The sequence below is a fragment of the Streptomyces sp. WM6386 genome (assembly GCF_000972385.1).
In the GTDB taxonomy this organism is placed as follows: Bacteria; Actinomycetota; Actinomycetes; order Streptomycetales; family Streptomycetaceae; genus Streptomyces.
Window position 1 is genome coordinate 55,203 of record NZ_JXTE01000041.1, and the last position, 22,214, is coordinate 77,416.

Sequence of the window (22,214 nt, forward strand, 5' to 3'; positions counted from 1 at the left end):
CAAGGTCAAGCGTGCGAGGCTCGTCCCATGCGTTACATCATCATCGGAGCAGGGGCGGTCGGCGGTACGGTCGGTGGGCGGCTCGCGGGGGCGGGGCATGAGGTCGTGCTGGTCGCGCGCGGCGCCCATCGCGCGGCACTGGAGGACGGCGGGCTGCGGCTCAGGGTGCCGGAGGGCGAGCTGACGTACCGGCTGCCGGTCGTCGAGGGACCCGCCGGGCTCGGCGAGCTGCGCGCCGACGACGTGCTCGTCCTCGCCGTGAAGACCCAGGACAGCGCGGCCGCCCTGCAGACCTGGGGCCCGGCACCGGTCGCGGGCGGCGGTACGGCGGCCGAGCGGCTGCCGCTCCTCTGCGCCCAGAACGGGGTGGAGAGCCAGCGGCTCGCCCTGCGGGTCTTCCGGAACGTGTACGGAGTCTGCGTATGGCTGCCCTGCACCTACATCGAACCGGGCGTCGTCAGCGCCGCCGGCAGTCCGCTCACCGGCATCCTCCACCTCGGCCGGTACCCGCACGGCACCGACGAGACCGCCCGGCGGGTCGCCGCCGACCTGGAGAAGTCGCACTTCGAAGCGCCCGTCACGCAGGACGTGGCGCGCTGGCAGTACGCCAAGCTGCTGGCCAACCTCGGGAACGCGCTGGAGGCCGTCACCGGGCCGATGGAGAGCACGGAGGCGGTGGCGCTCTTCGAGCGGGTGAAGGCCGAGGGCGCGGCCGTCCTCGCAGCCGCCGGGATCCCGTACGCGGGCACCGAGGAGCAGAAGGCGGTCCGCGGCGACAAGGTCTTCCTCGCCCCGCTCCACGGCACCCCGCGCGGCGGCGGCTCCTCCTGGCAGTCCCTCACCCGCGGCACCGGCACCATCGAGGCCGACTACCTCAACGGCGAGATCGCCCTCCTCGGCCGCCTCCACGGCGTACCGACCCCGCTCAACGACCTGCTCCAGCGCCTCGCCAACACCTTCGCCCGCCAGCGCCGGGCGGCGGGGTCGATGCCGGTGGCCGAGCTGATGCGGCTGGCCGACGACGCGCAGCGCTGAACACCGAGCAGTGCCGCGCGACCCTTCGACCGGTACAGGAGAGGTACGTCAGCTCTTGTCGCCGCGCCACTCGCCGTTGCGCTGCGCCCAGCGGACGGCGGGTGCCACCGCCAGCCCCGCGGCCGCGAACAGCACGCCGAGCAGCACCCAGCCCGCCGAACCGTGCTGGATCGCGGTCACCGTGACCAGCGCGGGGCCGGCCATCATGCCCGCCGACGTGCCCGCGCCGAACACCCCCTGGTACACGCCGTGGGCACGGGAGTCGGCGAGCTCGTAGCCGAGCGTCCAGCCGCCCGCCGCGGACAGCACCTCGGCGAAGACCTGCACCACCGCGCCGACACTCAGCGCGAGCACCGCCCACACCGGCGACAGGCCCGCCGACAGCGCGTACACCGCACAAGCCGCCGCGAGCAGCAGCCCCGAGAAGCCCATCGCCCGCACCGCGGACGGGACTTGGGACGCCCGGCGGGCCACCCGCACCTGGAGCAGGGCCACCAGCACACAGTTGAGGATCATCAGCAGGGCCGCCGTCCAGCGCGGCGCCTCGGTCCGCTCGACGATCCACAGCGGCAACCCGACCTCGCTCAGCGTGTACTGCGCCACCAGGATCGCGTTCAGCACGGTCACCCCGAGGAACGGCAGGTCGCGCACCGCCCGCCAGCGGTCGGCGGCCGGGGCACCCTGCGCATGGGCCGTCCGCTCCAGGGCGTGCGGTGCCAGCGGCAGCCGGGGGAGCAGCAGGGCGGGGCCCGCGAGCGACAGAGCGTTGACCACGATCACCGTCATATAGGCGCCACGGGTGTCGAGTTGGAGGGCGATCGCGCCGAACACGCCGCCCACGCCCATGAAGACGTTCGTCACCATCCGCAGATAGGCCCGCGCCTCCACCCGGGTCGCCGCGGGCAGCACATCGGCGTAGATCGCGCCCTGCACCCCGCGGCTCGCCATCTGCAGCCCCGTCGCGCAGACCACCGCGACAAGGAACCCGACATACGACTGCACCAGGACGTACGCGACCGTCGCCACCCCCGTCCCCGCCCACAGCCACGCCCCCACCTGCCGGGCGCCCCACCGGTCCGCGGCCCGCCCCGCCGGCACCCCGGCCGCCACCCCGACCAGGCCCGCGCCCGTCATCCCGAGGCCCACCGAGGTCGCGTCGAGGCCGACGATGCGGGTGAAATAGAGGACGCCGAGCGGGAAGTAGAGCCCGTTGCCGAGGGAGTTGACGGCGGTGAGCAGGGCGGCCCGGCGCAGCGTCGGATCGGTGGGCAGCCGCGAGGGACGCAGCTCCTGGCCGGTGGAGGCGGGCACGGCGGCGGGTGTCGTGGTCATGCGGACATCCCACCCGGCGGCCGGCCCGCGCCGACAATGATTTAGCGTGGTGCTCAATGATCGAGTTCCGCTTCGAGGTCGGCGACCTCGCCACCACCTCCTTCGCGTACTCCCCGCTCCAGGAGACGGTGTTCTCGCTGCGCTGTCTGCACGACCCCGCCCGCTACCCGCACCACCGGCCGTGGCTGCGCCTGATGCGCCCCCGCCTCGCAGGCCTCGACCACGAACTCCTCACCGCCCTCACCACCCCCTGGCTGTGGGTGCCGGACTTCCTCACCCCGCGCCCCGACCGGGCCCGCCCCGTCTTCGCGGACGAACTGGACCGGGTCCGCCGTACGCCCCGGCACGTTCTGGAGACCGACTTCCGTGCCGCCTACCGGACCGAGGACGCGCTGCCGCCCGTCGTCGCCCGGGGGCTCGCCGAACCGGAGGCCTTCCTCGCCCGGGTCACGGACGCACTCGCCGCCTACTGGCACACCTGCCTGGTCACCGACTGGTGGCCCCGCGTGCAGAGCATCCTGGAGGCCGATCTCGCCCACTACGGACGGGTGTTGGCGGAGCACGGTGCCGGCGCGATGTTCGAGGACCTCGACCGGAGACTCTCCTGGACCGACGGCCGACTGACGCTGTCCACACAGGACTTCATGCAGCAGGCGCCGTGGGGCGACACCAGCATCGCGGGGCGCGGCCTCGTGCTGCTGCCGACCATGTTCGCCCGCGGCGCCCAGCCCCTGATCGACCCCAACCGCCCGCCGACGCTCGTCTACCCGGCCCGCGGCCGCGCCACTCTCTCCGAAAAACCGCCCCCGGTCACCGACGACGCCCTGGCACGTCTGCTGGGCCGCCCGCGAGCCGGACTCCTGCTGCTCCTGTCGGAACCCGCCTCGACGACCGAGCTGGCCCACCGCCTGGACGTCACCCCGGGCGCGGTGAGCCAGCATCTCGCGGTGCTCTACGACGCGGGACTGCTCAGCAGGACGCGCAGCGGGAGGGTCGTACGGTACGGGCGGACAGCCCTGGGGGACGAACTGTGCCGTCAGCGCGAGCGACCTGTGCCAAGGCGATTGACTCCTCTGGCAGCGACTCACCTGAACTCCGGGACAAACAGCGCTGGTTGTCCCTAGGGTGAAAGCCGCGAGGACGGCGGGAGGGCAGGTCAGAGTGGTCGGCAGGGCGTTACCTTCGTTGCCGCAGTACCGGAAGGACGGTGTGACCCGGCGGCTGTGCGCGTCGGCTCACCTCGACGACGACTTCGCCCACCAGGTCGACCGTGACCTCACCGGCGACCGACTGAACGCGATCGGGCTGACCCTGGGCGTGAACTTCGTGGCCCTCGCCCGACACGCGCGCGTAGCCGTTCGCCGCCGCGCCGCGCTCGACCGCCAAATGACCGTACTCGGCGGCGTGTTGGTGGTCGCCCTGCTGGTTGTCCTCGGAGGACTGGTCAGCGGTCATGGTGCAGTCGCCCAGAGCGGGATCTACAGCCTGCTCGGCGTCCTCGCGGTCGCGTGGTGGCTGGTCCACCGCGCGGAGTCCCAAGCCCGTTCAGCGACGCAGCAGGTGTTCCGGGACCCGGACAAGTCGGAGAAGCTCGCTCCCCCCGTGGAACCCGAGGCCGAGGCCTGGCTGCACGAACTCAAACGTGCCAACGTCCTGCCCTACGCCGACGCGGCCGCCCTCGACAACCCGTTCGTGGGCAGCGGCCACGAGCTCAGGGAAGTCGTCTGGCAGCCCATCGACGTCAGCAAGCCCGCCGATGCGCCCGGCGGTGGCAAGCTCCAGATGCGCCCCTTCGACGCCATCGACCTCCACACGTACGTGGCCCGTCAGATGGAGAGCATCTCGGGCCTGGACGGCCTGCGCGCCAGGAACAGGCTCTACGTCCTCGCCAGCCACGCGTACATGCTTCAGGATCTGGTTCCCGACCGCACCCGCCGACCGTGCGCCCAGATTCCCAAGCAACTTGTCCAAGCGGGCCTGCAGAGCCCCGGCGCCGCCATGCGGACCCACCTGTGCCTGGAACGGGTCGGCGAAGGCGGACGGCTCATCGTCTCCATGTACCTGCGGGCGATCCTCAACCACCCCAGCCTGACCTGGGAAGTCGCCGTCTACGCGATCCCGCCGCTCGGCGCCCGCTTCTACCGGCTGGACCGGCTTCCGGTAGCCCCCTTCGACCGCTGGTGGAGCCTCGTCAGGTACGCCACCTCACACACCTGGCCCGAACTGCGCGGTGCCCCGCGACGCATCCGGGAGCGGGGCCGTGCACGGCGGCGTTCCGAGAAGTTCCTGAAGAAGGTGCGCCGGGACATTACCGACCAGCATGTGATCTACGACTACGGTGCCCCCGACAGCCTGCGCGAGAGGATCGGCGACTGGGAACAAGCGGGCTACAACGAGCGCACCGACGCGGCCGACTTCCTGAACCGGCTTCAGCAGGGCGTCCTCATAGCGACCGAGCGCTTCCTCAAGGACCACAACGTCGACACCAGCTCGTTCGACAAGGCCCAGCAGGTCATCAACACGCAGACCTACAACATCAACAACGTCAACGGCCCCAGCAACATCGGCCCCGGCGGCCAGATCAACCATCCGAACCAACCACAGGGGAGTGGGCCTTCGGGGCCGGGTGGCGGGGCGCCGCCCAACAATCCCTGAACCGGGCCCGGAACCGGAGTAGTCACATGACCACGTACAACATCAACAACGTCAACGGGCCGAGCAACATCGGCCCCGACGGCCGTATCGAGATCAACAATGGAACAGACGCTGCGGCCGTCTTGCACCTGGCCGGCCAGCTTGTCGACCGGCTGCGCCTCGAGAGCCCCGCACTGGTCCCTCAGGCGGAGATCGTCCAGGGCGAGCTGGCCCGTGCCGGACAGGGCGGGCAGAGCCCCGACCGGGGTCGCATCCGCTCCGCCCTGGAGACCATCGGTATCGGCGTTGCCACGGGCAGCGGCGGGCTCGCGCTGGCTCAGGAGATCGGCCGCGCTCTCGGCTTGTGAGGAGGGACGCGCAGGGCTACTCGGACGTGCGGGACGCCCCCGCCTGACAGGGCGCCCCGCATGGTCACTTGGCCCGCACCACCGCCTGCGCCCCGCCCCCGAGGTCCAGCTCCAGGCCCGATCGCAGCGGCACCGTCTGGCCGGGGCCGATCTGCTGCGATGTCCCGTCGGAGCGGGTGCCGGTCCAGGTCTCCTTGGAGCGGTTCGCGATGCCGAACCGGCCCGGCTTCGAGGGGTGTTCGACGAGTTCGGCGACCAGGCTCGCGTCCGAGCAGTCGTGCCGCGTCGGCTCCGGCAGCAGATGGTGCGCCTGCACCCGGGCCGCCCGGCGCAGCCGGATGTGGTGCTCGGCCCGCGGCGGCGGCGTCGTCACCGTCAGCCGGGGCGGCAGCACCAGCCGCCCGCCGCACCCCCAGCAAGCCCGCGGCGGCGGGTTCTCACCCGGCTCCGTCATGTTCTGGCGCCCGCAGGAGGCACACTCCACCACCGAGTCGAGCACCGCCCGTAGCGCGTCCCGCCACTCCGACTCGCGCACCCGCCGCGCCGGTTCGTGCAGAGCGGCCGTGAAGCTCCGGACGAACAGCTCCTGCAGCTTCCCGGCGGCCGCGTCCCATGTGGCCAGCACGGTTGTGTGCTCCATCGGGTCGGGCGCGTTGGAGTCGTCCGCCGGATCGAAGACGAACAGCGGGTTCTTCCCGTACAGCTTGCGCTCCGCCGCCTCGTCGAGGCAGTGGATGCCCAACTCCCGCTTGCCCTCGAAGGGATGATGGTTCATCAGCAGCAGGAACAGCAGCACGGCGAGCGAATGGAGGTCGGACTGGGTGCCCGGGCGCGCGCCCGGGTCGGCGCGCACCAGCTCCGGGGCCATGAACTTCATCGTCCCCGAGATGCCGCTGGTGTCGCCCTCCACCACGGCGTTGTCGTTGTCGCAGACCAGGACGTCACCGGTGTCCGGATCGAAGAAGATGTTGCCCCAGGAGATGTCCCGGTAGGCGATACCTCGCGAGTGCAGCGCCTGGTAGGCCTCCACGGTATACAGGCAGGCAGTAAGCAACGCACGTGTGCTGGTGCGCAGTTGGCGCCGGAAGAGGTCAGGCAGGCCCCTGAAGCGGTCCGGCCTGAGCTCCATCAAATATCCGAAGGAACCGCGGTGCGCCACATAGGCCTCCGGCCACAGGAATCGGCTGTCGTCGAAGTCCCTGGTCACCAGCTCCCGTACGATCGCCTCCTGCTCCGGTGTCGCCGACGTCGGGTAGTACCACTTCAGGGCCCTGTCCCCGCCCGGCGTCCGCACCCGGTACACCTCGCCCTGGCCGCCGGCGCCCAGTAGGTCGATGATCTCGACCTCGTCGCCGTTCTCCGCGGCCAACCGCGTCCCGCTGTCGAACATGCCGCTCATCCGTCAGATCTCCGTCTTCTGTTCCGTTTCCACGGGCAGGTCCAAGGGCGGCTCCGCCGTGTCCGGTGGGTCGTCCCGTGTGACTCCCCCGGGCGAGTGGCGCAGCGCGGCCGCCAGGGTCGTGTCGTCCCCGGAGTACTGCGAGGCCTGCCGAAGCCACTCGGGCAGCACCGCCCGCACCCCCGGACCGCCCTCCGTCGCCAGCCGGTCGTCCAGTCCGGCGACGAACTCCCGGTAGCCGTCGGCCGATGCGAAGCTCTTCGACAGCCCGTCCGTCGACAGCACCACCAGCCGGGGCGTGCGCGCCTCGTCGAACACCGGCGCCCAGTACATCCGTACCGCCTGCCAGGCCTGTGGCCCGCACAGCGACTCCGTCTCGTCGCCGAGGTCCTCGGCGACAGGCGCCAGCGGCCGGCGCAGTGTGCCGTCGTGCTCGACGACCGCGAGATCACCGTCGCCGATCTGCCAGGCCACGAACAGCCCCGGTATGAGCACCGCGCCGATCAGGGTGGTGCCGTACAGCACCAGCTTCCGGTCCGGCTCGGGTTCCTGTGCCCCGTCGTCGGCGACCGGGCGGTGCCGGGACCAGTGGCCCAGGGCCGCCTCCCGCCAGTCGTGCACCAGCGCGCGCGGGAAGTCGTCCCGGGCGTAGGTCATCAGCCGGGCCAGGCGCCCCGGTTCATGGCAGTCGCGGGCCGCCCGGCCGAACTCGGCCGCCCGGCCCAGAAACCGGTCCACGGCGAACCGCGCACCTAGCTCGCTGCGGGAGTGGGCGGCCGAACCATGCCCGTCCGCCACCGCCAGCACCAGCGGAGACTCGCCCGAGCCGGCGCCCTCACAGGCGTACCAGTCCTGGTTGCGCCGCTTGTTGGCGCCCTGGACGCTGTCGGCCAGCGTGTCCCAGCGCCGCACCCCGAGCGTCACCAGACGTCGTCGTCATCGTCGTCGTCGAGTACCGGCGGCGCGTACGGCTGCTTCGTCAGATTGCCCGCCGAACCCGCCACCGGCTGCGAGGCCGCCTTGACCGCCGCCGTCGACGCCCAACGGATCGCCGCCGCCAGTTGTTTGGGACTGTTGGCGTCCAGCGGCTGCATCTCCGGGTTGCCGAGGAACTCCTGGAGCACGCCGCGGTCCGCGTCATGGCCGATCGCGATGGCCACGCGGACCGCCTTGCGGCCCCACGGCGTCGCGTCGATTGCCTTGAGGCCCGCCTTCCAGTCGTCCGTGGGTCCGCCGTCCGACACCAGCGCCAGCACCGGCTTCAACGCGCGCTGCGGCATCGGCGGGCTCTGCAGCTCCCGCGAGACCAGGGTGAGGGCCTCGCCGAGGTTGGTCATGCCGTCCACCTCGACGTCCTGCCAGGTGAAGTCGTTGACCGGGACGGGGGTCTGGTGGTGCCACTTGGCCGTGGTGGAGAAGGTGATGGTCCGCAGCAGCAGCTGGGCCGCCGGGTTGTCGTGCGCCACCGCACGCATCTCCGGAACGGCCTCTCTGATCGCGTAGTTGAGCTTGGCGATCTTGTCGCCCTGCATCGAGTACGAGCAGTCGAGCAGCCAGATGAAGTGGACCGGCCGGTTCGCCATGGGCCCGCCGGGAATGTCACTCACTCCGTGTCCTTTCCGGGAGTTCGGTCGGAGTATTCGGTCGTGTGGGTTTCTTCAGGTCTCGGTGTTCAGAGCAGCAGCCACCGCACCAGCAGGGCCAGGGCGGCCGGTGTCAGCACCAGGGCGGTGATGAACAGGCTCGCCGTCATCCGCCGTCCGCGTCCGATCGGTGGGGTCACCTGAGTCATGCCGGGCTGTACTTCCTCTCACGGTCGCCGTTGCCGCGCAGCCTGATCCTGCGCTCCCTGCCGCCCTCGCCGCCAGGCCCGGTGAGCGCGCCCGTCCTCAGCCCGGAGGCTGCGAGCAGCCACAGCACCGGCTCGGCGGCCCGGCGCTGCTCGCTCTCCAACGGGCCGGTGCCGGTGGCCGCGTGGGCGCTCACCGCCCAGTAGCGCGCGGCTCTGAAGTCATGGCCGAGGGCCCGTACGAGGCCGCCCAGGCCGATCTCCTCCAGCCAGGTGTCGATCCGCGCGCCGGGCACCGGCAGCGACACCAGCTGGTCCAGGACGTCCCGTTTGGTGACGACCGTGGCCACGGACAGCTTCGAGCGCCGTCCGGTCAGCGCCGCCAGCTCGCCCGTCAGTCGCTGATAGGTGTCCCACGGGCCCTGTGACGAGGGGCGGGCCTCCTGGGCCCGGCGGGTGTCCTCCTCGGCGAGCCGGCCGCGCACCTTCGCGTCGGCCAACACGTCGGCGACCAGGATCACGCCGTGCGTGTGCGCCAGGTAGTGCTGGGCGCGCACCCGTTCGGCATCGCTGACCGTCTCGCCCATCGGGTCGTACAGGTACAGCAGTCTGCGCCGCCGGCCGCAGGTCACCGCCAGCATCAGGGCGCGCGGCTGAGGGGTGGTCGTCGCGCGCGCCCAACCAGTGCTCTGCAGGTTCTGGTTGAGGTCGTTCGCCGTGTGGCGGTCGTCGTCCGAGGCGTACTCGACCGTCAGCTCGCCGCGCCGGGCACAGCTGTGCAGGCCCTCCACCATGGCCGCCATCAGCATCGTCTTGCCGGACGAGGTGCCGCCGATCAGCGGCGCGTGCACGACCCGGGTGGTGCCGGCCGACTCGGGCAGGTACTGAGCGCAGTGCGGGCACAGCGACGTCAGCTTCGTCCGGCCCGCGATCCTGGTCGTCGGCAGCCGGTGCCCGCACGCGCACGCGTGCCACAGCACGCCGTACCGCCCGGGGCGCAGTGAGCGGTGTTCCGCCCGGCACTTCGAGCAGCGGTACATGGGCAAAGGCACGGCCAGATAGCAGCCGGGATAGGGGCACTTGATCCGGACTCCGCGAGCCAGCATCCAGCCGCGCTCCACGCCCCGCAGCACCGGCACGGCCGCCGCGCAGCCCAGCCACACCAGGCCGAGCAGCAGGGCGAACACGGCCAGTACCGAGCCGAGGAGGACGGTCGCGAGCACGGCGCCGAGCAGCGCGCCCGCGGCGGTACCGGGTCCCACGAATACGGTCAGCCAGATGCGGGTGCCCGGCGAGGTGCCACGCCGGCCATTGGGGTTGCGGCCGTGGAACAGGTTGTCCACGTACCGGCCGGCCCACGGGTCGGAGAACGCCGTCCAGACGACTCGTACGCCGTACCCAGCGGCCGAGGCGGCGTCCACCCACATCTGCCGCCACCAGTAGCCGAGATGAGCGGGCTCACCCGCCCCGACGACGGGTACGCGCTGGTCCCGGCCGCCCGTCTGCCACGGGCCGAGACCCCGCCACACAGCGCCCACGCCGATGCCGAGGAATATCCACAGCACGTAGCCCAGGCACAGCCCGACGGCGATCAGCGCGGTCCAGCCGACCAGCACCAGCAGGGGAATGTAGTCGCTCATCGACGGCCTCCGTCGGACGGTGGTTCGATGTCCCCGTGCCGATTGGGGGACTGTTCTCCGCGCCGGCCACGGCCGGAGAGGCGTCCCGCGAGCCGGCCGAGCGCGCCGGGCCGGTTCCAGGTGCGGAACGCGTCGAGCATGCCCCGGCCGACGTGGCCGAGAGTCTGCTCGACGGCGGCGACGTCCTCGGCGGGCAGCGCCCGCACGATCGGTCGCAGCACTTTGGTCAGCAGGGCGTTGCGCGTCTCGTCCCAGGCAGGCTGAGTGCCGGGGTAGGCGCTCCACGCGCAGAAGCAGCGGGCGACGTATGACGGCACGGTTCGCAGCCGGTCGCCCACCCGGTCCGAACGGCCCGCCTCTTCGTACGCCGCGAGCAGCCGGGGCTCGGCCGACCGGGCCAGGGCGTACAGCTCGCTCTCGGGGGTCGGCCCCTTGAGCAGCCGCCACGCGAGCGTGCTGAAGACCCGCTCGGTCACCGTGTCCGGCACCGGCCCGGTCGCGCTGTCCCGCAGTTGCAGGACCCTGGTGACCCAGTTCTCGCCCTCGCCGTCCGTGCCCAGCAGTCCCGCGAGCTCCAGCAGAAGCAGGGCCGCGCGCTGCCCGGGCCGCAGCTCGGCCGAGAAGGCGGTGAGCAACTCCACGGCCAGAGCCGGTACGTCCCGGTCGTCCGGCGATGCGGCGAGGGCGGCGTCGATCAGCAGATCCCGGGTACCAGCCGAACGGTGGATGTCGGACCCCAGCTCGTTGAGCAGTCGGCTCGCCTCCTCCGCGGTAGGGAGCTCGCCGCTCCACACCAGGCGGAGCGCGGTGCTCAGCACCGTGGTGTCGGCGTGCGGCGAGACTCCGGCGGCCCGCAGCACCTCATGGAATCGCCTGAGCCGGACCCCGGACCCGCTCGTGCCGCCCGCCAGAGCGCACATCTGCAGATGGGGGTTGCCGGGCTGTAGATGGAGGGGGAGCCCCGCCCCGGCCAGCGTGCGCGCGACGGCCGGCGGATCGGCGGCGGCGAGCGCGTTGAGGGACCCGAAGAGCGCGAGCCGCAGGGCGGGGTGCTCATGCACGGCGTCGACAAGGGCGGGCGGGCAGGGAGCGGCGGGGCGTGCGGACGCGTCGGGGGCGGACTGGTACGGGGGGTGACCCGAGCGAGCTGGGGCATCGGCTGACGGTGAGCGCAAGGAGTTCGCCGGATAGCGGCCCGAGGGGTCGGCCGCGGCACGTCCGGTGCTGCCTGCCGGGGTGCGGCCCCAAGCATCCCCCGATGCGCCGCTGCCCGTGCCGCCCGCCGGGTGCAGGCTCGCAGGGCGGCCGGGGCCGTACCCCACAGGGCCACTCGGGTCGTACCCCGCGGGGTGCGCCACGGTGTCCGCGAGCGAACGGTTCGCGGGGTCGGTCGGTGGCTCGGCGACCAGGGCCGTGGCGAGTCGGCCCGCCAGTTCCGGGATGAGGTCCTGGCAGTCGATGTCGAGCAGGTCGGCGATGCGGAGCAGGGACAGTGGGCGGCCGGCGCCCGGTTCGCGGAGGTCGGCGATGCCCGATCGGAGGGCGGGCGCCAGCTCCCGGGCCAGACCGGCCTGCGCTGCGGGTGTGAGTGATCCGGCCCGCAACGCCGGGACTGGGCCCCCGCTCAGGACGGCCGAGGTCAGCACGCGCGCGGCGAGCGGAGCCGTCACGGCCGCCGGTGTCTGCCCCTCCAGCCGGGCCAACAGCGCGGCCAGCGCAGCCTGTTCACCGTCGGTTCCGGGGTGCGCCTGGGCGCTACCCGAGCTGTCCGTGGACAACGCGCCCACCAGCTCCGTCAGCGTCGCGTACGGCAGCGTGCCCGCCTGCTCGGCCGCCCACCGTGCCGCCGCTGTACGGCCGTCCGTGCCCAACTCGATCCCGGCGGCCAGTGCATCCACCGCCAGCGGACCGGCCTCCGTGGGGGCGTCCAGGAACAATTCGGGCCGGCCCGCGCACCAGATGCGGGCGCACACGTCGGCCCAGGCGTCCGCGACCGGCTCGGACAGCGCGCGGCCGGTGCAGTCGTGCACCCGGTAGCGGTGGTCGTGGGCGACAAACTCCGACGACGGCAGGGCACCGACGATCTGCTGGCGGGCCTGCTGCGGCCGGCGGGTGTACGTGGTGAACGTCAGCCGGTGAGCCTGTTCCCGGGGCAGCACCGTGCAGGCGAGGGCGATCCACCGGGCCACGTCGGCGCTGTCGTGCTCGACGAGCACGAGCTGCCCGGTGCCCGGGTCCGTGGCGAGAGCCCGCAGGTCGGCGAAGAACGCGGCGAGCCGGTCGGACCGGGACACGGCGAACGCGACGAGGGAGTCCCTGCTGATCAGCCCCGAGGGTTCGAAGCGGTCGATCGGCTCGGGGCGGCCGCCCGGCGGAGTGGTGTCGGCCCAACGGGGCGACTCCCACGCCGTGATGGGCAGTGCGCCCTCCGGCAGCCGCGCACCGGCCGGCAGGTGCAGGGCGTGCGCGTGGAAGTTGCCCCAACGGCCGCTGTAGTCCGACCCCGTGTAGACGGCACGGCTCAACAGACGCCCCCCGTCGGCCAGTTCGCTGAAACTGAACGCCCTGGGAAACGACTTGAGCTGTACGTCGTCGGGGCGGGCAGGGAAGTCCCGGGGCGGCTCGTACCCGATGAGCTGCTCCGCCTCCCGCAGCAGTCCCTGCGGCACGCCCGTACTGACCGCGGTGAACCGGAAGCCGGAGCCGTCCGGCCCCGGCGGCGCCGACGTGTAGTGCAGCTGGGCCAGGGTCACTTGACTCGCCCCTTTCCCGCGCTGCGCACCGGCAGGAGCCCGCGCCGGACCAGCAGCCACAGCAGCGGATCCTCCACCCGGACCGGCCGCGGCCCCGACTTCGGTACGTCCGCCGGTGCGTCGGCGGGCGGTGGCGCACCGAGCGCCGACAGCCCGAACAGCGACAACTCGGCGAAGTCCAGCTCCAGTTGGCGCACCAGGGCACCCGCGTCCCAGTCCGCCATCAGGGACCGGATCTCCTCGTGCACGGCGAGCCTGCCGTCCTCATCGAACGCGCCCCCGGTGTGCGGGGCGTTGGCGAGCAGCGGCGAGTGCGGGTCGAGCAGCGGCTTGAGCATGTCCGACTTGGTGACGGCCACCGCGATCGGAGTGCTCACCCGCCCGCGCGAGCCGCCCTTGCCGTGTGCGCGCAACTGGGCCGCGAGGTCGGCGGCGATCTGCCGCGGCGGGGTCTCCACCACGGGCAGCGGAGGGCCGTCGTGCACGGGCAATCGGTCGCGGACAGAGCCGAGTTGGAGCGGGTCGACCAGCAGGACTATGCCGTCCGCAGCACTGAGGTAACGGGTGTAACGGTCCATCGCCTCGGCGCCCGCGAGGTCCTCGCCGGCCGCGTCGAAGAACACCAGCGTGGTGTGCCGGGTGCCGGAGCCCATACGGCTGCGGCGCGGCACGCTCAGCCGGTACAGCAGCGGGTCGTTGAAGCCGAGGGCGGCCGGCCGGGTGGCGTCCGGCAGCCGCAGCCGGTCGTACAGGTCCTCCGCCATCTCCTTGTCCCGCTGCTGGGTGCTCTGCCCCATCGCGGCCAGCACGGCTTGGTAGGACTGCCCGACTCGCTGGTTCAGCTCGTTGACCAGCACGGAGACATAGGTGCTCTTGCCAGAGGCCTTCGCCCCGACCAGCGCGATGATGCGGCTGTCCTGGTCGCAGTAGTCGCTGGGCAGGTCGCTGTGGCAGGACCGGCACACCCGCACCGGCGTGGTCACCCCGCACCCCGGACAGGACACGCTGCTGCCGCCACCGCGCACCCCGGCCGCCAGGGCGGCGACGCCCCGGGCCGGGAGGAAGACGGGACCGCGCATGCGGGCCGCCGGGGGCACGCTCGGTCCCATGAACCCGGCCCAGACGTCGTCGCGTTCGGGACCGCAGGGCGCGCCGCCACGCACCCCGCTCGGGGTCATCAGACAGCGGTAGGGCAGTTTGGCCGCCGGCGCTCGGTCGAAGCAGTACGGGCAGATCACGGTTGTCATGGCTCAGCGCACCACCAGGGTCGCGGGGGACGGTTCTTCGAGGCGGACGGCGGCCGCGTGCTCTCCCAGCAGGAAGCCGCGCAGGGTATACGGGGCCGGGCAGGGCGCGGCCGGCAGCTCCTGCTCGACCGTGCCGTGGCGGGTCAGGTCGGTGCCGGCTATCCGCAGCACGGTGGTGCCGTCGGTGGCGCTGCGGGGGCGGAGCGTGCCGCTGCGGGCGACGCACACGAACTCGGGGACGCAGGGATGGCCGCCCGGGGCGGTGAGGCTGACCCGCAGCAGCGTACGGCCACCGTCCCGCCGGAAGAACTTCCTCGGCGGGCGCACGAGTTGGTAGTCGATGGCGGCGTCCGGCGGCAGCAGCACCTCCGCGGTCGCGGCGGGCACGACGACCGTGTCCGACGTCCGGGGAGCCCCGGCGGCCCGGATCCGGACGCCGCCCGGCCCCACCGACAACTGCAGTCCGCCGCGCCGGAAGGCATGCGCGGTGACGGTCCGTTCACCACGGACCGCTCCGCCGCCCGAGGAGCCCGAGGAGTCCAGGGAGTCCGAGGTGTCCAGGAGCTCCCAGGTGACCAAGAGATGACCGGCGCCGTCGGGCCAGTCGAGGGTGATCTCGGCCTGGCCGGCCGGGAGTCGGCGGGCGGCCAGGCCGGTTACCGGCAGCAGTGTTTCGACATCGACCGCGGGGCCGGCCAAGGCACGCGCGCCGAGCACTGCGACGGCGGCGAGCCGGAGGTGCCCGGCGGGTGGCCGGAGCAGTGCCCCGTCCTGGTCGAGTCGGTTCGGCAGTTCGTCCGTGCACAGCCGGGTTCCGGGCGCCGGCGTCTCGCCGGGCCACCGCACCAGCCGCACCTCGGCGCCCCGCGCGCCGGTCCAATCGCACCGCAGTGCCTCGCCGTCGGCGCGGGCGGTGAGGGTGTGCACCGGTTCGGGCCAGGGGTGGACGGTACGGGCGGCGCGCACGCCGGGGGAGGGGACTAGGGCGCCGCCCGGGGCGCGGTAGTGGCACACGACCCGGAAGGCATGCTCGCCGGCGGGCAGGCCGGTGGCGGTGAACCCGTCGATGAGGGACGGCAGTTGCCCGGTGACGCCGTCCAGCCCGGTGTGTTCCACGGTCACCTCGACAGCTCCTGGTGGCGGCTGCCAGGAGCCCTCGACGCACTGCGGCCCGTCGGTCAGCTTCAGCCCGGAGGCCTCGGGGGTGACCAGCAGCCGGTGCGAGACAAGCGGCGGCCCGGCCGCGCGGCCCTCGCGCAGGGGGAGGGCCGCGTAGCGGACGGTGCTGCCGAGCGGGACGGCCGTGTCCCGGGCCGCGAGGCCCGTGGCCGCCACCTCGCGCACTTTCGCCTTGCCCTTCTCGTCCTGGTGCAGACACAGCAGCCGCCAGTCGTCGTATCCATCGGCGTCGGTGTCCTGCCAGTCCAAATCGACGTGTCCCAAGGCGAGTTCGGCGTGGAGAGGGGCGGGTTGTCCGCCGCGGGGCCCGTGGACGCGGACCAGGCCGCGCAGGGCCCGCCGGTCGTCGGCGGCCTCGTGCAGGGCGCGCAGATACTCCTCGGCCGCGGCCTTCGCGTCCCGCCGCCCGTCGGCCTCCCGCGCCGCCGTGAGGGCCGCGTCGACGACAGTCAGCCGTGCGCTGAGGGCGGCCCGCAGCGCCTCCAGACCCTGATCGCCGGTCCGATCTCCGCCGCCTTCGGGCAGCCGCTCCAGCAGGGTGCGCACCCGGTGCAGCCGGTGCCGCTCCCAGGCGTCGGCGAGCGACTCGGCGGCTTCGCGTTGGAGCCGGTTCAGGGTGGGCCGTAATCGGGCGGCCGCGACGAGTGCGACGGCCTCCTCGGGGCTCACCCCCAACTCGGCTGCGACGCGCGGCCGTTCGGTAGCGGGGCGCTCCTGGAGCAGGCCGATCAGCTGGTACAGCACGATCCTGCGCGGCGCCTGCGGATCGCGCCGGTGGGCGGCGGCCAGCAGTGCGGCGACGGCGGCCGACGGAGTCGCGGTCCGCCGGGCGAGGTGGTCCAGGAAGGCCTCGTCGACCCGCCGGCGGCCGCGCGGCCCGGACGGCACGTACAGACCGTCGAGCACGGCCAGTCCGGCGCCGGCGGGCGTCAGGGCCTCGCCGGCGTGCCGTAATCCCGCCGCGTGCTGGGCTTTGGCGAGCGTGCCGTAGCCGGGGACGAGCGGGCTGAGGGGCAGCCCGGTAAGCGCCCTGGGCAGCCCCAGGTGATGCCCGAAAACCCGACCCGCCACGTGTAGCGCTCCCCCGACTTGTACTTCGAGGGACCATCCCAGCAGAAACCCGTGTGTACAGGAGGAGTTTTTTCGGAATCGGGGCAGGTCGGACCAGTAGGAGCGACTTCCGGGACTTCCCGGTCAGGCTCCGACGACCGCCAGCACCGGCACTCGCGCCTCGTCGTACCGCTCCAGTACCACCCGCGCCACCTCCGGCGACGCCCCCAGCACATCGGCCAGCACATCCGCCTCGGCCGCGCCCCGCGCGATCCGGTCCGGCAGGCGGCCGGGGGCCAGGACGTACGGTGCGACGGCCACCCGGGAGCAGCCCAGGGAACGGAGTTCCCGCACCGCGTCCTGCGTGCGGGGGAGTGCGGCGGAGGCGAACGCAGGCCGCACGGCACACCAACCGGTGCGCCGCCACTCCCGCGCGATTTCTGCGATCACTGCGATCGCCTCCGGGTCCGTGGACCCCGCCGAGGCCAGCACGACCCCGGTCGAGGACTTGTCGGCGGGCGTCAACCCCGCCTCGTACAAACGCCGTTCCAGCGCCGACAGCAGGAGCGGGGACGGGCCCAGCACCTCCGCCTGGCGGATCCGCAGCTGCGGCGGAGCGTCCCTGAGGACCGCGGGGATGTCCGCCTTCGCGTGGAACGCGCGGGTCAGCAGCAGCGGGAGGGCGACGACGTCACGTACGCCCTGCGCCGCGAGCGACTCCAACACCCCCTGGACGGAGGGAATGTTGAAGTCCAGGAAGCCGGTCTCCACCCGTACCCCGGGGCGCAGGGAGCGCACCCGGCGGACGAGGGCGTGCACCGTCGCGGCGTGCCGTGGGTCACGGCTGCCGTGGGCGATCACCAAAAGGACGGGGCGGACCGGCTTCTTGTGCATGCGAACCTCAGCTCTTCACCAGCAGACCGCGACTGCGCAGCACCCGCCGCTCCAGAGGGCTGAAGACCAGCAGGTCGACGGCGATACCGACGAACAGGATCAGGAAGATGGCCTCGAAGATCATCGGCATGGAGCTGGCGTTGCGGCCGTTCTCCAGCAGCGCGCCGAGACCGATGCCCAGATCGGGTGAGGAGGCGATGATCTCCGCCGCCATCAGCGAGCGCCAGGAGAACGCCCAGCCCTGCTTCAGACCGGCCAGATAGCCCGGCAGCGAGGCCGGCAGGACGATGTGCCAGGCACCCTTCCAGCCGGTCGCGCCCATCGTGCGGCCCGCCCGCAGGAACAGCGGCGGCACCTGGTCGATGCCGGAGACCAGGCCGTTGGCGATGGACGGGACCGCACCGAGCAGGATCACCGCGTACATCATCGAGTTGTTCAGACCCAGCCACAGGACCGCCGGCGGCACCCAGGCCACCGACGGCAGCGACTGGAGGCCCGACAGGACCGGTCCGATCGCCGCACGGATGAACTTCACCCGGGCCACGATCAGACCCAGCGGGGTGCCGATCGCCAGCGCGAGCAGGAAGCCGAACAGACCGCGCTCGACGCTGGTCCAGATGTAACCGAGGAGCTTGCCCTCCAGCCAGGCGTCCTTGAACTCGGCGGCCACATCGCCGGGGGAGGGCAGCTTGGTCGGGTCGGTGACGATGTCGAGGGAGATCAGCGCCTGCCAGATCACCAGGACCACGGCGGTCGCGACGAGCGGCGGAAAGATCTTCTCGCGGAAGGTCTGCCGGAACGGCGGCCGGCCCGTCACCTGGGTGTCCAGTGCGTCGAGGCCCGCCTCTACGCTCCCGGCGTCCTGAACCGGTGTCGTGTCAGTGCTGGCCATGACGGCGGATCTCCCCACGCAGTACATCGGTGATCTCAAGGGACAGTTCGGCCACGGGCGCGTCCTCGATACGGCGCGGCTGCGGGATGCCGACCGTCCACTCGCGCGCGATCCGGCCAGGGCGCGACGACAGCAGGATCACGCGCTGCGCGAGCCGCACCGCCTCGCGCACGTTGTGCGTGACGAACAGGACGGAGACCCCGGTCTCCTGCCAGATACGGGTGAGCTCGTCGTGCAGTACGTCCCGCGTGATGGCGTCGAGAGCCGAGAACGGCTCGTCCATCAGCAGCAGGCTGCTCTCCTGGCCGAGCGCCCGGGCCAGCGCCGCGCGCTGGCGCATACCACCCGACAGCTCGTGCACCCGCTTGCCGTACGCGCCCTGCAGCCGCACGAGTTCGAGCAGCGACTCGGCCTTCGCGCGCCGCTCGTTCTTCGGAACTCCCCTGAGCTTGAGGGCGAGTTCGATGTTCTTGCCCGCCGTCAGCCACGGCAGCAGAGCGTGTTCCTGGAACATCAGGGCCGGGCGCCCGTCCGTCTTGATGCTGCCCGCGCTCGGGTCGTCGAGACCCGCCACCAGGTTGAGCAGCGTGGACTTGCCACAGCCCGAGGCCCCCAGGAGGGTGACGAACTCGCCCGGTGCGACATCGAGCGTGATGTCGTCGAGGACGAGCTGCTGCCCGGCGGGACCGGCGAAGGACTTCGAGACATGCTCGATCCGGGCGGCGTACTCGACTGACTCGGCCTGCTCGGCCTTGGCAACCGCGGTGGCCATGGTCGTCACCTCCTGGGGACTCTGGGGGTCAGGACTTACTTGACGCCGAGACCGGCGTCGTCGACCGTGCTCTCACCCGCGGCCTTGAGGACCTTGTTCAGAAGCGTGAGGTCGTAGATGCCGTCCAGCAGCGGGTCCTCCAGCAGACCGGCCTTGACCGCGTGCTCCGCCTCGGTGTTGAGGGTGGCGGCCAGCGGGTCGTTGGTGAACTGGATGGACTTCCACGCCGGGTCCAGGACGTCCGTCGGGAGCGCCTTGCCCGAGTCCGCCTCCAGCTGCTTGTTCGCCGCGGCCTTGGCCTCGTCAGGGTTGGCGTTGATCCACTTGTTGGTCTCGACCGAGGCCTTCAGGACCGCCTCGACAGCCTTCGGGTGCTCCTTGAGGAACTTCTGCGACACGATGACGTTCGTGATCACGAACTTCTTGTCCGGCCACAGGTCGGCCTCGTCGAGCAGCACCTTGCCGCCCTCGGCGACCAGCTTCGACGCGGTCGGCTCCGGCACCCAGGCGCCGTCGATGGAACCGGACTTGTAGGCGTCCGGGGTCACCTTGTTGTCGGTGCGGACGACCGACACATCACCCGCGCCGCTCTCGGCGTCGACCTTCCAGCCCTGCTCCGAGATCCAGTTGAGGAACGCCACGTCCTGCGTGTTGCCCAGCTGCGGGGTGGCGATCTTCTTGCCCTTGACGTCCTTCAGGGACTTGATCTTCTTCGGGTTGACGACGAGCTTCACACCGCCGGACGCCGAACCGCCGATGATGCGCAGGTTGGTGCCCTTGGACTTGGTGTAGCCGTTGATCGCCGGAGAGGGGCCGATCCACCCGATGTCGATGGAACCGGAGTTGAGCGCCTCGATCTCGGACGGACCGGCGTTGAAGGTCGCGTACGAGGCCTTCGTGGCACCGAGCTCCTTCTGGAAGAAGCCCTTCTGGTTGGCGACCAGCGCGGTGGCGTGGGTCAGGTTCCCGAAGTAGCCGATCTTGACGGAGTCGAGTCCGTCGATCTTCTTCGCCCCGGCGGCGACCTTGGCGGTGTCGTCGTCCTTGGCGTCGGACCCGTAGCCGCAGGCGGCCAGGGTCAGGAGAGGGAGTGCGGCTATCACCGCGAAGGTGCGGCGGAAGGCGTGTGTTGCAGGCACGGGAGGTGTTCCTCTCGGAGGCCCGGCGGTCACGGTCTCTCAGGTCGTGGCCGGGAGGTCGGCAGGTCTTCGTCGCTTCCGGGACGTCGGATGGGGGGACAGGGCGCGCAGGCAGTGCGCGTACGTCATCGCGCACATCGCGCGACTCCGCCCTGTCCGCTGCCGAGCGCACCGCTGCCGACGCGGCCGCCCTCTTTCGCGAACGTGGAGAAGTAGTCGGTGGAGTTCATGTCAGAAGTCCCACCCGTCGTCGTCGGACTCGTCCTTGACGGGCTCGGGGGACGCGAACGACTCGCCGACCATGCCCGCGGTGAGCGTGGTGCCGTCGTTCGGGTCGATCAGGATGAACGAGCCGGTGCGCCGCGAATCGGAGTAGGAGTCGACCGGGAGCGGCTCCGCGGCGCGGATCTTCACCCGGCCGATGTCGTTGGCGACGAGCTGCCCCGGGTGCGGGTGCAGGGACAGGTCGTCGAGCGTGAGACGGGACGGGATGTCCTTGACGATCGCCTTCACCGTGCGGGTGCCGTGCTTGAGCAGCACCCGGTGGCCGACGGTCAGCGGTGCGTCGGCCACGTGGCAGACGGTCGCCTCGATGTCCTGGGTGGTCGGCGGCGCGTCCTTGCTGGGCACGATCAGGTCGCCGCGCGAGATGTCGATGTCGTCCTCCAGGAGGACCGTCACCGACTGCGTCGTCCAGGCGATGCCGACCGGCTCACCCAGCAGGTCGATGGCGGCGATCCGCGAGCCACGGCCCGACGGCAGCACGGTCACGGACTCGCCGACACGGAACGAACCGGCGGCGATCTGGCCCGCGTAACCCCGGTAGTCGGGGTGCTCGGCGGTCTGCGGACGGATCACGAACTGCACGGGCAGCCGCGCGTGGCAGTGGCTCAGGTCGTGGGTGACCGGGACCGTCTCCAGGTGCTCCAGGACGGTCGGGCCGCCGTACCAGTCCATGTTCGCGGACGGCTCCACCACGTTGTCACCGGCGAGCGCCGAGATCGGGATCGCGGTGACCTCCGGGACGCCCAGTTCGAGCGCGTACGCCGTGAACTCCTCGGCGATCGCTGCGAACACCGACTCCTGGTAGTCGACCAGGTCCATCTTGTTCACGGCGAGGACCACGTGCGGCACCCGCAGCAGCGCCGCGAGGGCGGCGTGCCGGCGGGTCTGCTCGACGACACCGTTGCGGGCGTCGATCAGGATCACCGTCAGCTCGGCCGTGGAGGCACCCGTCACCATGTTGCGGGTGTACTGCACGTGCCCCGGGGTGTCCGCGAGGATGAACCGGCGCTTGGCGGTGGCGAAGTAGCGGTACGCCACGTCGATCGTGATGCCCTGCTCGCGCTCGGCCCGCAGACCGTCCGTCAGCAGCGCCAGGTCGGGGCCTTCCTGCCCGCGCGCGGTCGAGGCGCGCTCCACGGCCTCCAGCTGGTCGGTGAGGACCGACTTGGAGTCGTGCAGCAGCCGGCCCACCAGCGTGGACTTGCCGTCGTCGACGGAGCCGGCGGTGGCGAACCGCAGGAGCGTGGTCTCGGAGAGTTCCGTGGTCGTGCTCATGCTTAGAAGTACCCCTCGCGCTTACGGTCTTCCATCGCGGCCTCGGACATCTTGTCGTCGGCGCGGGTCGCGCCCCGCTCGGTCAGCCGGGAGGCGGCGATCTCGACGATGACGTCGTCCAGCGTCACCGCGTCCGAGTCGACCGCGCCGGTGCAGGACATGTCACCGACGGTCCGGTAGCGCACCAGGCGCTTCTCGACACTCTCGCCGTCCTTGGGGCCACCCCATTCGCCGGGAGTGAGCCACATGCCGGAGCGCGAGAACACCTCACGCTCGTGCGCGAAGTAGATCTCCGGCAGCTCGATGCCCTCGCGGGCGATGTACTGCCAGACGTCCAGCTCGGTCCAGTTGGACAGCGGGAAGACGCGGACGTGCTCGCCGGGGGCGTGCCGGCCGTTGTAGAGGTTCCACAGCTCGGGGCGCTGGCGGCGCGGGTCCCACTGGGAGAACTCGTCGCGCAGGGAGAAGACGCGCTCCTTGGCGCGGGCCTTCTCCTCGTCGCGCCGGCCACCGCCGAAGACCGCGTCGAAC

The 22,214-nt window shown here is 71.9% G+C and carries 18 protein-coding genes; 4 read left to right on the forward strand and 14 right to left on the reverse strand.

Annotated elements, in window-relative coordinates; genetic code table 11:
* Nucleotides 1-27 precede the first annotated feature (27 nt).
* Nucleotides 28-1,035, forward strand: a complete 1,008-nt coding sequence (locus TN53_RS24430; RefSeq protein WP_046260769.1) for a ketopantoate reductase family protein — start codon at nucleotides 28-30, stop codon at nucleotides 1,033-1,035.
* A gap of 48 nt (nucleotides 1,036-1,083) precedes the next feature.
* Here the strand turns inward: TN53_RS24430 and TN53_RS24435 are convergent, their stop codons facing one another.
* The gene (locus TN53_RS24435) at nucleotides 1,084-2,367 is read right to left on the reverse strand and encodes an MFS transporter (RefSeq protein ID WP_052745295.1); all 1,284 of its coding nucleotides are present in this window, start codon (nucleotides 2,365-2,367) and stop codon (nucleotides 1,084-1,086) included.
* Between the two features lie 56 nt (nucleotides 2,368-2,423).
* On the opposite strand from TN53_RS24435, the gene TN53_RS24440 reads away from it, so the two are divergent.
* The 3 genes from TN53_RS24440 (at nucleotide 2,424) to TN53_RS24450 (ending at nucleotide 5,369) form a co-directional block, all read left to right on the forward strand.
* A complete protein-coding gene (locus TN53_RS24440; protein ID WP_046260770.1) occupies nucleotides 2,424-3,491 on the forward strand; it encodes an ArsR/SmtB family transcription factor in 1,068 nt (355 codons plus the stop codon).
* A 61-nt stretch (nucleotides 3,492-3,552) separates the two neighbouring features.
* Nucleotides 3,553-5,022, forward strand: coding sequence for a hypothetical protein (locus TN53_RS24445; RefSeq protein WP_046260771.1), 1,470 nt, complete (start codon nucleotides 3,553-3,555; stop codon nucleotides 5,020-5,022).
* 26 nt (nucleotides 5,023-5,048) lie between these two features.
* Nucleotides 5,049-5,369 (forward strand): hypothetical protein, encoded by a 321-nt coding sequence (locus tag TN53_RS24450; protein WP_046260772.1) that lies wholly within the window; start codon nucleotides 5,049-5,051, stop codon nucleotides 5,367-5,369.
* A 64-nt stretch (nucleotides 5,370-5,433) separates the two neighbouring features.
* Here the strand turns inward: TN53_RS24450 and TN53_RS24455 are convergent, their stop codons facing one another.
* The 13 genes from TN53_RS24455 to cysD all read right to left on the reverse strand — a co-directional run.
* Entirely contained in the window at nucleotides 5,434-6,768 is a 1,335-nt protein-coding gene (locus TN53_RS24455) for a protein kinase domain-containing protein (protein ID WP_046260773.1), read from the reverse strand.
* 3 nt (nucleotides 6,769-6,771) lie between these two features.
* Entirely contained in the window at nucleotides 6,772-7,695 is a 924-nt protein-coding gene (locus TN53_RS24460) for a protein phosphatase 2C domain-containing protein (protein ID WP_046260774.1), read from the reverse strand.
* Nucleotides 7,689-8,351, reverse strand: a complete 663-nt coding sequence (locus TN53_RS24465) for a vWA domain-containing protein (protein WP_046260775.1) — start codon at nucleotides 8,349-8,351, stop codon at nucleotides 7,689-7,691. Before TN53_RS24465 ends, TN53_RS24460 begins: the two co-directional genes overlap by 7 nt.
* 205 nt (nucleotides 8,352-8,556) lie before the next feature.
* The gene (locus tag TN53_RS24470; RefSeq protein ID WP_046260776.1) at nucleotides 8,557-10,197 is read right to left on the reverse strand and encodes a TRAFAC clade GTPase domain-containing protein; all 1,641 of its coding nucleotides are present in this window, start codon (nucleotides 10,195-10,197) and stop codon (nucleotides 8,557-8,559) included.
* A complete protein-coding gene (locus tag TN53_RS24475; protein WP_046260777.1) occupies nucleotides 10,194-12,950 on the reverse strand; it encodes a GTPase-associated protein 1-related protein in 2,757 nt (918 codons plus the stop codon). The genes TN53_RS24470 and TN53_RS24475 overlap by 4 nt, the downstream gene beginning before the upstream one ends.
* The gene (locus tag TN53_RS24480; RefSeq protein ID WP_046260778.1) at nucleotides 12,947-14,197 is read right to left on the reverse strand and encodes a TRAFAC clade GTPase domain-containing protein; all 1,251 of its coding nucleotides are present in this window, start codon (nucleotides 14,195-14,197) and stop codon (nucleotides 12,947-12,949) included. Before TN53_RS24480 ends, TN53_RS24475 begins: the two co-directional genes overlap by 4 nt.
* Before the next feature lie 3 nt (nucleotides 14,198-14,200).
* Nucleotides 14,201-16,447: a hypothetical protein gene (locus tag TN53_RS24485; protein WP_046260779.1), complete on the reverse strand. Its 2,247-nt coding sequence runs from the start codon at nucleotides 16,445-16,447 to the stop codon at nucleotides 14,201-14,203.
* A gap of 123 nt (nucleotides 16,448-16,570) precedes the next feature.
* Nucleotides 16,571-17,320: a sirohydrochlorin chelatase gene (locus TN53_RS24490; protein WP_046260780.1), complete on the reverse strand. Its 750-nt coding sequence runs from the start codon at nucleotides 17,318-17,320 to the stop codon at nucleotides 16,571-16,573.
* A gap of 7 nt (nucleotides 17,321-17,327) precedes the next feature.
* On the reverse strand, nucleotides 17,328-18,212 hold the full coding sequence (locus TN53_RS24495) for an ABC transporter permease (RefSeq protein WP_046260781.1): 885 nt from the start codon (nucleotides 18,210-18,212) through the stop codon (nucleotides 17,328-17,330).
* A complete protein-coding gene (locus TN53_RS24500; protein WP_046260782.1) occupies nucleotides 18,199-18,984 on the reverse strand; it encodes an ABC transporter ATP-binding protein in 786 nt (261 codons plus the stop codon). Before TN53_RS24500 ends, TN53_RS24495 begins: the two co-directional genes overlap by 14 nt.
* A 35-nt stretch (nucleotides 18,985-19,019) precedes the next feature.
* A complete protein-coding gene (locus tag TN53_RS24505; protein ID WP_046260783.1) occupies nucleotides 19,020-20,123 on the reverse strand; it encodes an aliphatic sulfonate ABC transporter substrate-binding protein in 1,104 nt (367 codons plus the stop codon).
* A 231-nt stretch (nucleotides 20,124-20,354) separates the two neighbouring features.
* On the reverse strand, nucleotides 20,355-21,683 hold the full coding sequence (locus TN53_RS24515) for a sulfate adenylyltransferase subunit 1 (RefSeq protein ID WP_046260785.1): 1,329 nt from the start codon (nucleotides 21,681-21,683) through the stop codon (nucleotides 20,355-20,357).
* 2 nt (nucleotides 21,684-21,685) lie between these two features.
* The coding region (gene cysD, locus TN53_RS24520) for a sulfate adenylyltransferase subunit CysD (RefSeq protein ID WP_046260786.1) at nucleotides 21,686-22,214 on the reverse strand (529 nt) is incomplete at its 5' end.